General features: G+C 65.0%; 13 protein-coding genes. 4 read left to right on the plus strand and 9 right to left on the minus strand.

Annotated elements, in window-relative coordinates:
- Nucleotides 1-21: 21 nt before the first annotated feature.
- The 9 genes from DKT70_RS04645 to pqqA all read right to left on the minus strand — a co-directional run bounded on the left by DKT70_RS04645 (nucleotide 22) and on the right by pqqA (nucleotide 7,356).
- A complete protein-coding gene (locus DKT70_RS04645) occupies nucleotides 22-1,344 on the minus strand; it encodes an ATP-binding response regulator (RefSeq protein ID WP_111558045.1) in 1,323 nt (440 codons plus the stop codon).
- Entirely contained in the window at nucleotides 1,334-2,497 is a 1,164-nt protein-coding gene (locus tag DKT70_RS04650) for an FIST N-terminal domain-containing protein (protein WP_111558046.1), read from the minus strand. The genes DKT70_RS04645 and DKT70_RS04650 overlap by 11 nt, the downstream gene beginning before the upstream one ends.
- Entirely contained in the window at nucleotides 2,497-3,204 is a 708-nt protein-coding gene (locus tag DKT70_RS04655) for a response regulator transcription factor (protein ID WP_111558047.1), read from the minus strand. Before DKT70_RS04655 ends, DKT70_RS04650 begins: the two co-directional genes overlap by 1 nt.
- Before the next feature lie 136 nt (nucleotides 3,205-3,340).
- Nucleotides 3,341-4,132 carry a quinoprotein dehydrogenase-associated SoxYZ-like carrier gene (locus DKT70_RS04660; protein WP_111558048.1) on the minus strand — a complete coding sequence of 264 codons (792 nt, stop codon included), beginning with the start codon at nucleotides 4,130-4,132 and terminating at the stop codon, nucleotides 3,341-3,343.
- Nucleotides 4,133-4,135: 3 nt separating this feature from the next.
- Nucleotides 4,136-5,272, minus strand: a complete 1,137-nt coding sequence (pqqE, locus tag DKT70_RS04665) for a pyrroloquinoline quinone biosynthesis protein PqqE (protein WP_111558049.1) — start codon at nucleotides 5,270-5,272, stop codon at nucleotides 4,136-4,138.
- On the minus strand, nucleotides 5,269-5,562 hold the full coding sequence (gene pqqD / locus DKT70_RS04670; RefSeq protein WP_072296684.1) for a pyrroloquinoline quinone biosynthesis peptide chaperone PqqD: 294 nt from the start codon (nucleotides 5,560-5,562) through the stop codon (nucleotides 5,269-5,271). The genes pqqE and pqqD overlap by 4 nt, the downstream gene beginning before the upstream one ends.
- Nucleotides 5,559-6,311: a pyrroloquinoline-quinone synthase PqqC gene (gene pqqC / locus DKT70_RS04675; protein WP_111558050.1), complete on the minus strand. Its 753-nt coding sequence runs from the start codon at nucleotides 6,309-6,311 to the stop codon at nucleotides 5,559-5,561. Before pqqC ends, pqqD begins: the two co-directional genes overlap by 4 nt.
- Nucleotides 6,308-7,189: a pyrroloquinoline quinone biosynthesis protein PqqB gene (gene pqqB / locus DKT70_RS04680; protein ID WP_111558051.1), complete on the minus strand. Its 882-nt coding sequence runs from the start codon at nucleotides 7,187-7,189 to the stop codon at nucleotides 6,308-6,310. Before pqqB ends, pqqC begins: the two co-directional genes overlap by 4 nt.
- Before the next feature lie 74 nt (nucleotides 7,190-7,263).
- Nucleotides 7,264-7,356 carry a pyrroloquinoline quinone precursor peptide PqqA gene (gene pqqA, locus DKT70_RS04685; protein WP_072296681.1) on the minus strand — a complete coding sequence of 31 codons (93 nt, stop codon included), beginning with the start codon at nucleotides 7,354-7,356 and terminating at the stop codon, nucleotides 7,264-7,266.
- Between the two features lie 144 nt (nucleotides 7,357-7,500).
- Between pqqA and DKT70_RS04690 the strand changes: the two genes are divergently transcribed.
- From DKT70_RS04690 to DKT70_RS04705, 4 genes are all read left to right on the plus strand, one after another.
- Entirely contained in the window at nucleotides 7,501-8,559 is a 1,059-nt protein-coding gene (locus DKT70_RS04690; protein ID WP_111558052.1) for a quinoprotein relay system zinc metallohydrolase 2, read from the plus strand.
- Nucleotides 8,560-8,643: 84 nt separating this feature from the next.
- On the plus strand, nucleotides 8,644-9,999 hold the full coding sequence (locus DKT70_RS04695) for an ABC transporter substrate-binding protein (protein ID WP_111558053.1): 1,356 nt from the start codon (nucleotides 8,644-8,646) through the stop codon (nucleotides 9,997-9,999).
- Nucleotides 10,000-10,068: 69 nt separating this feature from the next.
- The gene (locus DKT70_RS04700) at nucleotides 10,069-11,064 is read left to right on the plus strand and encodes a carbohydrate ABC transporter permease (protein WP_111558054.1); all 996 of its coding nucleotides are present in this window, start codon (nucleotides 10,069-10,071) and stop codon (nucleotides 11,062-11,064) included.
- Entirely contained in the window at nucleotides 11,064-12,197 is a 1,134-nt protein-coding gene (locus DKT70_RS04705) for a carbohydrate ABC transporter permease (protein ID WP_111558055.1), read from the plus strand. Before DKT70_RS04700 ends, DKT70_RS04705 begins: the two co-directional genes overlap by 1 nt.
- Nucleotides 12,198-12,199 lie beyond the last annotated feature (2 nt).

The following is a 12,199-nucleotide window of genomic DNA, read 5'->3' on the forward strand; positions in this document are numbered from 1 at the left end:
CGGTCCTGTCCACCCTTGGTCTTAGGCCAGAAGCCGACCCAGCATCTCGGCCAGCTCAGGGGGGCGCACGGGCTTTTCCAGCAGATGCACCCCCATCGCCGAACAGGTCCGCGCGATGATTGCGTCGCGATGGGCCGTGACCATCACGGCGGGCACGGGACGGTCGGATGCGGCCCGCAGCGCCTCGATGGCCGCGACGCCGGTATCACCGTTTTCCAGGTGGTAATCGGCCAGGATGACGTCGGGCGGCTCGTCCCCCATGGTGGCCAGCGCCTCGGCCGTGCCGCCGGCGATGCGGGGAACCATGCCCAGACGGTCGCGCAGGATCATCTCATAGCCGCGGCGCATGTCGGGATCGTTCTCGACGACCAGCGCGACCCGCCCGCGCAGGGCCAGGATGGCGGCATCGGTCGGCTTGTCGGGCTTGGCCTCGCGGGCGTCGATCAGGGGCAGGCCGACGCGGAAGGTGGTGCCCCGCATCGCCTCGGAACTGAAGCTGATCGGATGACCCAGCTTGGCACAGGCGCGGCGGACGATGGACAGGCCCAGGCCCATGCCGGGCGTCGCCTGATCATGGGTCAGGCGCTGGAATTCATCAAAGATGCGGTTGCGGTCAACGGCCGGAATGCCGATCCCCGTGTCATGAATGGTCAGCCAGCACATGCCACCCCGCCGCCTTGCGCCGACGATAACCCCACCCTTATTTGTGTATTTGATGGCGTTCGATACAAGATTTTGTGCGATACGCCGCAGAAAGACCGGATCGCTTTCCACAACCAGGTCCGTCGGGCGGAACCCCAGCCGCAGGTCCTTGGCATCGGCCAGGGGCGCGAATTCGGCGGCCAGCCTGCGGAACAGATCGCCCAAAGGAACGGGCTGGCGGTTGAATTCGATCCGCTGGCTGTCCAGCCGAGAGATGTCCAGCACCGCGTGCATCAGCTGTTCGACCGATTCAAAGGCGCTGCCCAGCCTGTTGGTCAGCTCTGTCTGATGATCGTCCATGGGCGTGTCCGCCAGCGCCGACAGGAACAGCCGCGCCGCCGACAAGGGCTGCAACAGGTCATGGCTGGCCGCGCGCAGGAAACGGGTCTTGGACCGGTTCGCCTCTTCGGCCGAGGCGCGGGCCACGGCCAGTTCGCGGTTGCGCTGCGACAGGTCTGTCATCGCCCGTTCCAGGTCCCGGGTGCGGGCCAGGACCTCCTGCTCCAGCGCGACGGCGGCCTGGAACATCGACCAGGCCGATCCGCGCGATTCTTCCAGCCGGTCGATACGGTCGATCAGGACGGCGTTGATGCGGTCCAGCTTCTGGACCTGACGCGCGGGGGTGTCGTCGTCACGCAGCATCGCTGTCCCCGGCCTTGGGGGCCATGAAGGCCAGCCCCACGAAGGTCTGGTTCACATGCATGCCGCAATGCTGTTCGCCATAGGTGTTGAACCCGGCAATGCGATAGCGGCGATACATGGCCGACATGCAATCGGTCAGCCCGGCGCGTTCCAGCGCCAGCCGGCGCAGGATGCAGTCGAAGGCCAGGACCATCAACGGTGGGCGGGGCAGGGCATCCAGCGCGTCGGAAAACCCCTGGGTCATGTCCTCGGCCCGTCCCAGGGTCAGCACGGTGCCGATGTCGATGGCCGACAGCAGGGACAGGCCGTCATCTTCGGTCACTGCACTGATGGCGCGGACATGGTGACGGCGCCCCATGCGCAGCAGCAGCGGATGGCGCGCGAATTCCGACGGCGTCAACCTGTCGGGGCTGAGTCCGGTCAGCCGCGCATATTCCAGCGCGGCGGGTTCGGCATTCAGTTCCAGGATGCGCCGTTTTTCGGGAATGGCGGCGGTGACGACGGCGCGGATCGGGGTGGGGCTGAAATGGGCGAAGGTCACCTCGGAAATGTCCAGATCCGTCTCGACCAGCATGAAGACCGCGACATTGGACATCACCCGCGATTGCGCCAGCAGAGAGGTGCGTTCGAAATCCAGCCCGTCGCCCGCCGACCCCCCGATCACCGGCAGCGATGGCAGGGCCGCGTCCAGGGTGGCGACCAGCGCGTCCTCTTGTCCCGAAAGACCGTCGACCAGCAGCAGACCGAAAAGATTGCGGCGGGGATGGGGACGAAAGGCCCGGTGCATGTGCCGCAGCCCCGCCAGCCAATCCGACACCGGAAGCGCCGAGATGTCGGGCAGCACCATCGCCCGCGCCCGGAACTGCGCCGCCGGAAAGCCGATGGCCACCACGCTGTCGCTGGCATAGCCCTGTGGCCCGATCTCTCCGGCCGATGAACAGCCGGTGATGACGCAATCAGGGGGCAGGTGGTCGCGCAACGCGGCGTCCAGATCCGCCAGCTGCTGGCCCTGCGCCCCGAACAGCAGCACCAGCGCGGGATTGATGCCGCGCAGGCCGTCCAGCAGGGTCGGGACCAGATTGGCCCCGCCGCGGTCAGCCTGCACGGCCACCGGCCCGGATGCGCCCTCCTTCGCCGCCGGGTCGGTATGCATCACCCGGCCTCGAAAAGCCGGATAGAATTGGCCAGCAGCACCGCCTGCGTGCGGCGGCGTGCGTTGATCTTGGACATGATCGCCGTGATGTGGGTCTTGACCGTGGCCTCGGCGATCGACAGCTCGTAGCTGATCTCCTTGTTGGCCTTGCCCTTGCAGATCAGCCGCAGGATCTTCATTTGCTGCGGCGTCAGCGAGGCGAAGCGGCGGGCCAGTTCGGCCCGTGCCTGATCCTCGGCACCGTCCAGTTCGGGGCAATATCCCTCGGGGGTGACATGTTCGCCCTCCCACATGCGGCGCAGGCTGTCGACCAGCGCCTCGCGCGACAGGGACTTGCTGATGTAACCCTGTGCGCCCGCCGCCATCGCAGCCGAGATCATCGCCCCTTCCAGATCGGCCGAGATCATCGTGATGGGTACGTCGGGCAATTGCCGACGCAGCGTGACGATGCCTTCGGCACCGCGGGCATCGGGCAGGTTCAGGTCCAGGATCACGGCATCGGGCGCGCCCTGCGCCCGGATCTGTTCGACGGCAGCCGCCAGGCTGCGCGCCGTGCGGACATTCTTCAATCCGAAGCTGATCTTCAAAGTCAGCGCCAGCGCATCACACATCAACGGATGATCATCGACGATCAGGATTTCACGGACCTGGTCGGCGGTGGGTCGCGGTGACGGCACAGGGCGCGCCTGAATGGCGGCTGCGGTCATGGCATTCCTCCCTGGGTATCGGCGGTGCCCCCTCCTCGAGGCGTCCCGTCCGAAGGTCCAGTTTAGGTAAGGTTGCACATAAAGCAAGCGTCATGGCGCGACCTAAGTCGCATGATCCGCGATTGGTCCTTGGGTCCTAGCCGCTGACCGGCTGGAAGGTTTCGTCCCAGACGTTGCCTTCGGTATCCTCGACATGGACATGGATCGGGCGACCGTCATCCTGATAGGCAAAACGGAAGACCGGGTCCTCGGCGACCGAGATGCCCGCCGCCATCGTGAACAGCACATCGTCCCCCTGGCGCACTTCCAGCTTGTCGATGAAATGGGCGGGGATGTTCAACAACGTGTACTGATCGCGCTGCAGCCCCGAAAAATTGGGGTGGCGAATCATCAGCGTGCCGATGTCGCGGCCGTCCTCGGTCGCGGTCCGCCAGCGCATCTGGCCCATGGTGCGCGTCACCTCGGCCATGTTCTTGCCCGCCGGGGCCGAACAGCCGCCCGCCGCCTTGACAAAGCGCCCCGCCATGACCTGCGATCCGTCGGCGGTCGTGGCGATGCTGCGCAGGTCGGAATAGCGGTCGACGCGGACGCGCATTTCGAAATCCAGCGGCATCAGCGCATCGCCGAAGGTGTATTCCGCGGCGACGGGCGCCGGATTTTCGTCGATGACGATCGTCGCCGCGGTCACCGGCGGCGCGTCCCGGGGCTGGATCAGCCGCACAGGCACGATGGCGGGATCATTGGCGCGATGGGGCGCGGTCAGGTCGATCACCCCCGGATCGACGGGCGGTTCGGTCACAAGACCCACGACGGATTCGCGGATGTCCTCCCATGTGGGCGAGGGTTGCAGCGGGTTGTCCGGTGGCGTGCCCTGAGCCCAAAGGGGCGTGGCCAGCGCAAGCGCCGCGGCGATCAGCCAAGGCTTCATGTCCTATCCTCCCTTTGACATGCGCCGATAGACGAACTCGGTCGTGTCGGCAGCCGCATCCTCCTCGGCCCGCCGGACGATCTGCGCATGAAGCGGTGATTTGGAACAGACCGGGTCGGTTGCCCGCGCATCACCTGCCAAGGCCATAGCCTGACACCGACAGCCGCCGAAATCCACGTTTTTCCGTTCGCAGCTGGCGCAGGGTTCGGGCATCCATTCCGTGCCACGGAAGGCGTTGAAGCTGTCCGACAGGTGCCAGATATCCGACAGGCTGCGGTCCTGCACGTTCTCGAACCGCATCCAGTCGATCGACTGCGCGGCGTGGCAGGGCAGGACCGTGCCATCCGGCCCCACATTCAGGCCAAGCGAGCCCCAGCCCCCCATGCAGGCCTTGGGATAGATGGCATGGTGATCGGCGGGGACGTAATCGATGACCATCCTGCCGCGCAGGCGGATGCGGGCCTCGTTGACGATCCGACGCGCCGTTTCGGCCTGGTCGCGGGTCGGCATCAGCGCCTTGCGGTTCAGCTCGGCCCATCCGTGGAACTGGACGGTCGCCACCTCGATCCGGCGAGCGCCAAGACGCTCGGCCAGTGCGATCATGTCGGGCAGGCGGTCCATGTTCTGGCGGTGCACGACGGCGTTGATGGTCAGCGGAAAGCCGATTTCGGTCACCCAATCGGCAAAGCCCATCTTCTTGTCCCAAGACCCGAAATGGCCGCTGATGCGGTCGGCCATGTCGGGGCGGATGCCCTGCAGCGACAGCTGGACGTGATCGACCCCCGCCGCATCCAGTTCCAGCAGCCGGTCACGGGTGATGCCGATCCCCGAGGTGATCAGGTTCACATAGAGCCCCGCGTCGCGCGCATGGGTCACGATCTGCGCCAGGTCACGCCGGGCGCCCGGTTCCCCGCCCGAGATATGGACCTGCAGCACGCCCAAGTCGGCGGCCTGACGGAAGACGCGGCCCCAGTCATCGGCGCTGATTTCCGTTTTGGCGCGGATCAGCTCGACCGGGTTTGAGCAATAGGGGCAGGCCAGCGGGCAGCGATGTGTGATCTCGGCCAGCATGGCCATGGGCAAGCCGGGGGTCACGGTGTTGCCGTCAAGGTCGCGGGGCTGTGCGGGAAGATCCTTCATGTGATGTCCCGCAGGAAGACCATGCGCCTCTCAATCAGCCCGGTCAGAAAGTCGCGGACATCGCCCTCGATCTGTTCCACCGGCGCGTCATAGCGGGCGGCCAGATCCCGCGTGATCTGCGCCAGGCTGCGTGCGCCGTCCAGTTCGCCCAGGATGGCATCGCCGATCTGGTCCAGCTGCATGGCGCGTTCGGGGGCCTGCAGAACGCGGATGTTGCGCAGCTGGTCGTTTTCCAACCGCACGCCGCGCGGCAGATAGGGGACGTCGTCGGGGGTGATCAGCGCGGTCATGACAGCATCCCTTCGCCCGGTTGCCACGCGCCCGGCGGCGTGTTGCCCATGACATAGCCGTTCCACAGTGCATCCAGCTGTGCCCACAGGACATCCGTCTTGAAGATCAGCGCCGCCGCCGCCGCATCCTGCTTTTCGCGGGTGTCGGCATGGGTCAACACGTAATCCAGGCCGAACTTGACGTCGTCGGGGGCCTCGGTCAGGCGCTTGCGGAAATAGGCCAGGCTGCTGTCATCGGCGAAGTCGTAATGGGCCAGCAGCCCTTCGATGCGTTGGGCGTGGATCTTGGGGGCGAACAGCTCGGTCAGGCTGGCGGCGACCGCGTCCAGCAGTGGCATGTCCCGCACGAAGCGGACATAGGCATCGACCGCAAAGCGCGTCGCGGGCATGATGCCCACGCCCGATGCGACATAGTCGGGGTCCAGCCCCACGGCCTGTGCCAAGGCCAGCCAGCGCCGGATGCCCCCGCCTTCGGTGGTGCCGCCGTCATGATCCTCGATCCGCTTGCGCCATGCGCGGCGCAGGTCGGGATCCTCGACGCGCGACATGAAGGCCGCGTCCTTCATGGGGATGCGCGACTGGTACATCCAGCGGTTGATGACCCAGGCCCGGACCTCGTCAGGGGTGCAATCGCCGCCATGCAGGCGGGCGTGGAACGGGTGGCGGTCGTGATATCGCTCGGCCCCGATGGCGCGCAGCCGCGCCTCGAAATCCTGGCGCGATTGCGCCTGATTCTGGATGTCCTTCACGGCAAGATCTCCATTCCGTCGCGACCCACCTGCCAGCCCTGTGCGCGGGCCTGGGCCGTCTGCGCGCTGTCGGGGTCGGTCAGCGGGTTCGAATTGTTCATATGCACGAAGATCCGCTGCCCGATGGACACCCCATCCAGCGCGGTCATCGTGTCGGTCGCGGCCATGTGGCCCATCCGGCGACCCGTTTTGACGCCCAGACCCATGCGGATCATCTCGTCATCCTCCCACAGGGTGCCGTCGAACAGCAGCGCATCGGCGCCGTCGATCCGAGCCTTCAGCCAGTTGGGCATGTCGGCGCAGCCGGGGATGTAGAAGGCGCGCTTGCCCCCGGCTTTCAGTTCGACACCGACCGTGGTCTCTCCGACCAGGCCGGTCTGAACCTCGCCCTGTTCCTGATACAGCGGCACCTTGCCCGGCACAGCAAACAGCGTTGCGGTCAGGCCGGGGGCCAAGTCGACGGTCTGGTCCAAGGTGACGGTCCGGCGCGGCACCAGATCGGCGCGCAGGGCGCCGATCATCGGGTTCGCCGCCAAGGCATCATGGATCGCCTGCGTTGCAAACAGATCATAGGGCTGGCTTTCGCGCAGCGTCAGCAGCCCCGCCACATGGTCGATATCCCCATTCGTGACCAGCACCGACCGCAGTGGCATGTCGCGGGGGCCGGTGGGGTGCAGGGCAGGAGTCGCCGCCAGTTGCATGCGGATGTCGGGGGACGCATTCAGGATCGCCCAGTCCTGCCCGTCCGCGCTGACCGCGACTGAACTTTGCGTCAGCGAGGGTATCCGCCCTGCACGCGCCGCTTTGCAATTGTCGCATCCGCAATTCCACTGAGGCAGGCCGCCACCGGCCGCTGCCCCCAAGATGATGATCCGCATCAGACCCCGCTTTATGAAAAAGACCCCGTCCGACGGAATCGGACGGGGCCGTCGCTTTGCCGGTTAGGCAAGGCTCAGAACAGGACGGGTTCGTCCTCGGCCGGCGCATACATGTTGATTTCCATGCCGCAGGCGATTTCAGTCAGGGTCGGTTTCTTCCAGGCCATACAAGATCCTCCTTCATGTCAGGTCCGCCACATCGAAGGCGACTGGATTCAAATGTAGATCAGGGGCAGGATGAATCAACCCGACAAAAGTCTTAAGGTTAGGTCCGATGCGGGCGGATCGTGAAATTACTGGGTTTTTCGGGCATGTTTCATCTGATTGTGAACGTCTGTCTGGCTGCGGCCCCTTTGGATTGCGCGCCCGTGCTGCTGCCTGCAGGGGATGCCGCGACGCGGCAAGAGTGCATGTCGCGGATGCAGCGAATCGCGGATGACTGGCTGGATGGCCATCCGCAGCTGCAGGGCGACCGCCCAGACTGTGTCGATAATGCCGATCTGCCCGCCGCGCCCCTGACCGAATTGCGTCCCGGCATCCACGCGTTCCTGGGCGACCCCGTGCAGATGGAAGAATCCCCCGATGGCCGCATCGCCAATCTTGGCGTGATCGAGGGTGATGACAGCGTCGCCGTCATCGATGCGGGCGTGTCACGGGCGCAGGGGCAGGCGATGTATGTCGCAATCCGGCGGATGACGGACAAGCCGATCAGCCATCTGGTCTTGACCCATATGCATCCCGATCACGTCTTGGGCGCCGAGGTCATGGCCGAGGCGGGCGCCACCATCGTGGCCCATCACGCCATGTCGAACGGGCTGCAATACCGCGCCGGTACCTATCTGGAAAACCTGCAGCGTCTGTTTCCGCCGTCAGAATGGATCGGCACCGGGGTCGCGCTGCCCCGGATGGGGGTCACGGATCGCGACAGCATCGATTTGGGCGGGCGTCCCATCCGGCTGCAGGCATGGCCTTCGGCGCATACCGACAACGACCTGACGGCGCTGGATGTCGTGACGGGGACCTTCTTCACGGGCGACCTTGTTTTTCGCGGCCTGACGCCGGTGGTTGACGGATCGCTTTCGGGATGGCTCTCATGGTTGCAGGGGGACCCTGCGGACGGGGCGCGGCTGATCGTGCCGGGGCATGGCGAACCCACCGCGGACTGGGCGCTGGCGCATCAGCCCCAGGAGGATTTTTTGAAAGCGCTTGCAGAGGCTGCGCGAAGCCGCATCGCCCAAGGTGTTCCCATGTCCAAGGCCGTTCCGATGATCACGAACGATTTGAAATCCTTCGCGACATCGTGGAATTCCTTCGAGATGACCGTGGCACGCGATGCTACTGCCGCCTACAAGGAATTGGAGTGGGAATGATAAGCGTTTGACAGTATCGGTGAATCTGTCGAATGTTCACGGCAAAGGGCCGCCGCAAGGCCCGCAGCGTTCAGGGAGGACGACTTGAAGACAACATTGCTGACGACCGCCGCCATCATCGCATTGGGTGCTGGCTTTGCGCAGGCTGAGCTGGTGATCGAACCGGGCAGCGACGACCGCATCAACTGGGCCAGCCTGGACGAATTCAAGGCCGCCCATCCCGACTTGGAAGGCGAAAGCTTCAACATCCTGGGGCCGTGGCTTGGCGGCGACCAGGAACTGTTCCAGTCGGTCATCGCCTATTTCAACGAGGCGACCGGGGCGCAGGCGAATTATTCCGGTTCCGACAGCTTCGAACAGCAGATCGTCATCGACAGCGAGGCCGGATCGCCCCCCGACATGGCGGTCTTCCCGCAGCCGGGGCTGGCCGCCGACCTGGCCAAGCGCGGCTTTCTGCGCCCCTTGGGTGACGAAACCGCGCAGTGGCTGAAGGACAATTACGCTGCCGGCGAAAGCTGGTCGGCGCTGGGCACCTATGCCGATCAGGACGGCACCGAGCAGCTGTTCGCCTTTCCCTACAAGGCCGACGTCAAGTCGCTGGTCTGGTACGTCCCCGAGAACTTCGAGGATGCCGGCTATGAGGTGCCCGAAACCTACGAGGATCTGAAGACCCTGACCCAGCAGATCGCCGAGGAGGGCGAGACGCCCTGGTGCATCGGCCTCGGCTCGGGCGGCGCGACCGGCTGGCCCGCCACCGACTGGGTCGAGGACCTGATGCTGCGCACCGCGACCCCCGAGGATTACGACGCCTGGACCACCAACCAGATGCCGTTCAACGATCCCAAGGTCGTCGCCGCCATCGAGGAATTCGGCTGGTTCGCAAAGAACCCCGACTACGTCGCCGGTGGCGTCGGTGCCGTCAGCTCGACCGATTTCCGCGAGAGCCCGGCCGGATTGTTCGACAGCCCGCCCGCCTGCTACATGCATCGCCAGGCCAGCTTCATCACGACCTTCTTCCCCGAAGGGACCATCGTGGGCGAGGATGCCGATTTCTTCTACATGCCCGCGCCCGCTTCGGGCGATCTGGGCCAGCCCGTTCTGGGTGGCGGCACCATGTTTGCCGTCCTGTCCGACAACCCCGCCGCCATGGCCTTTGTCGACTTCCTGAAGACCCCCGCTGCCCACGAGATCTGGATGGCGCAGCAGGGCTTCGTGACGCCCTTCACCGGTGCCAATGTCGAAGCCTATGACGACCCGACCGTCCGCCGCATGGGAGAGATCCTGCTGGACGCCACCGTCTTCCGCTTTGACGGGTCGGACCTGATGCCGGGCGCAATCGGCGCGGGCGCCTTCTGGACCGGCATGATCGATTTCGTGGGCGGCGCATCCGCCCAGCAAGTCGCGGACCGCATCCAGGACACCTGGGCGTCGCTGAACTGATCGCGGCAGGAACCGACCGGCGCGGCAGCATGACATGCCGCGCCTTTTGCGACCAATGGGGGTTAGGACATGGAACTGCTGTGGTTGGCCGTCAGCACGATCGCCATCGGGGTGTTCGGATGCGTGGCATGGTTCTGGGGGTCGAACTGGCTGCTGGACCGGATCTATCCCGCCAAGGGTGAAAAGGCGGGCGACAACATCCGCCGCGCCGGCCAGATCAGGCCATGGCTGTTCCTGGGGCCCGCCATCCTGTTTCTGGGGATGTACCTGGTCTATCCCGTCTTCGACAGCCTGTGGCGGTCCCTGTTCAATTCAGACGGGTCGCAATTCGTCGGCGTCGACAACTATGTCTGGCTGATGGGCGATGGCAAGTTCCGCGAATCGATGCTGAACAACATGCTGTGGCTGCTGGTCGTGCCGGCGCTGGCCACGCTGTTCGGCCTGCTGGCGGCGCAGCTGACCGACCGGCTGAAATGGGGCAATATCGGCAAGTCGCTGATCTTCATGCCCATGGCCATCAGCTTTGTCGGCGCGGGCGTGATCTGGAAATTCATTTATGAATATCGGGCATCCGGCGAAACCCAGATCGGCCTTCTGAACTGGATCGTGACCCGGTTCGGGGGCGAACCTCAGATCTGGCTGACGCTGCCTGGCTGGAACAATTTCTTCCTGATGATCGTGCTGGTCTGGATTCAGACCGGTTTCGCCATGGTGATCCTGTCGGCCGCGCTGCGCGGCATCCCCGAGGAAACCATCGAGGCCGCCGTGCTGGACGGCGCATCGCCCCTGCAGGTCTTCTTCAAGATCAAGGTGCCCCAGATCATGGGCACCATCGCCGTCGTCTGGACCACCATCACCATCGTCGTGCTGAAGGTCTTCGACATCGTCTTCGTGATGACCAACGGCCAATGGGGCACGCAGGTGCTGGCCAACCTGATGTATGACTGGATGTTCCGCGGCACGCCCGATTACGGACGCGGATCGGCCATTGCCATCGTGCTGATGATCCTGGTCACGCCGATCATGGTCTGGAACATCTACAACGCCCGCAAGGAGGTTCGCTGATGGAAGGCATGGCCGGACAGAAATCCTCGCTGGCTTGGGCGGTCAATCTTGCCGCCTTCCTGCTGGTGCTGTTGTGGACGATCCCGACGCTGGGGTTGTTCGTGTCATCGTTCCGCGACCGCGACCAGATTTCGACCTCGGGATGGTGGCAGTCGTTTTCCGGGTCGGTACAGACCGGCTTTGTGCGGTCGGGCACGACCGATGACCAGGTCCAGCGCGACGGGCTCTATGTCATCGAGGGCAGCGCGCTGGAAGGCACGCAGAAATTGGTGTCCTGGGGCACCAGTGCCCGCGCCCCCGATGCCAACGCGCCCGGCGACACCGTCGAGATCGAGCCGGGCGTCAACCTGACCGTGGCCGAGGATGGCCGCTATCAGATGACCTCGGCCCAGCCCTTCGACATGCGGCGCGGCGAGCGGATATTTACCACCACGGAATCGCCCCCCAGCTTCACCACCGACAACTATGCCAGGGTGATGACGGCGGGAGGTTTGGGTCGGGCCTTCATGAACACGATGACGGTGACGATCCCGGCGACGGTGATCCCGATCCTGATCGCGGCCTTCGCCGCCTATGCGCTGGCGTGGATGCGGTTTCCGGGACGCGCGATCCTGACGGCCTGCGTGGTCGGCCTGTTGGTCGTGCCGCTGCAGGTGGCGCTGATCCCGCTGCTGCGGATGCATAACGACCTGGGCATCGGCAAGGGCTATCTGGGGATCTGGCTGGCGCATACCGGCTTCGGCCTGCCCTTGGCGGTCTATCTGCTGCGAAACTACATGGTCGGCCTGCCGCGCGAGGTGATCGAGAGCGCGCGCGTCGATGGCGCGACCGAGTTCCAGATCTTCCGCCGCATCATCCTGCCCCTGTCCTTCCCGGCGCTGGCCAGTTTCGCGATCTTCCAGTTCCTGTGGGTCTGGAACGACCTGCTGGTCGCGACGGTCTTTCTGGGCAATACCCGCGAACAGCTGGTGATGACCGGCCTGCTGCGAGAGCTGATGGGATCGCGCGGAGGTGAATGGGAGATCTTGGCGACCTCGGCGTTCATCTCTATCGCGGTGCCCTTGGCGGTTTTCTTCGCGATGCAGAAATACCTGGTCCGCGGATTGCTGGCCGGGTCAGTGAAAGGTGGATGACT

The organism is Paracoccus sediminilitoris (genome assembly GCF_003259195.1).
In the GTDB taxonomy this organism is placed as follows: domain Bacteria; phylum Pseudomonadota; class Alphaproteobacteria; order Rhodobacterales; family Rhodobacteraceae; genus Paracoccus; species Paracoccus sediminilitoris.

Coding starts and splice junctions, on each gene's coding strand:
- pqqB (WP_111558051.1), bottom strand. CDS start 7,189: ATGCGGATCATCATCTTGGGGGCAGCGGCCGGTGGCGGCCTGCCTCAG.
- DKT70_RS04700 (WP_111558054.1), top strand. CDS start 10,069: ATGGAACTGCTGTGGTTGGCCGTCAGCACGATCGCCATCGGGGTGTTC.
- DKT70_RS04655 (WP_111558047.1), bottom strand. CDS start 3,204: ATGACCGCAGCCGCCATTCAGGCGCGCCCTGTGCCGTCACCGCGACCC.
- pqqA (WP_072296681.1), bottom strand. CDS start 7,356: ATGGCCTGGAAGAAACCGACCCTGACTGAAATCGCCTGCGGCATGGAA.
- pqqD (WP_072296684.1), bottom strand. CDS start 5,562: ATGACCGCGCTGATCACCCCCGACGACGTCCCCTATCTGCCGCGCGGC.
- pqqE (WP_111558049.1), bottom strand. CDS start 5,272: ATGAAGGATCTTCCCGCACAGCCCCGCGACCTTGACGGCAACACCGTG.
- DKT70_RS04705 (WP_111558055.1), top strand. CDS start 11,064: ATGGAAGGCATGGCCGGACAGAAATCCTCGCTGGCTTGGGCGGTCAAT.
- DKT70_RS04650 (WP_111558046.1), bottom strand. CDS start 2,497: ATGCATACCGACCCGGCGGCGAAGGAGGGCGCATCCGGGCCGGTGGCC.
- DKT70_RS04645 (WP_111558045.1), bottom strand. CDS start 1,344: ATGCTGCGTGACGACGACACCCCCGCGCGTCAGGTCCAGAAGCTGGAC.
- DKT70_RS04690 (WP_111558052.1), top strand. CDS start 7,501: ATGTTTCATCTGATTGTGAACGTCTGTCTGGCTGCGGCCCCTTTGGAT.
- DKT70_RS04660 (WP_111558048.1), bottom strand. CDS start 4,132: ATGAAGCCTTGGCTGATCGCCGCGGCGCTTGCGCTGGCCACGCCCCTT.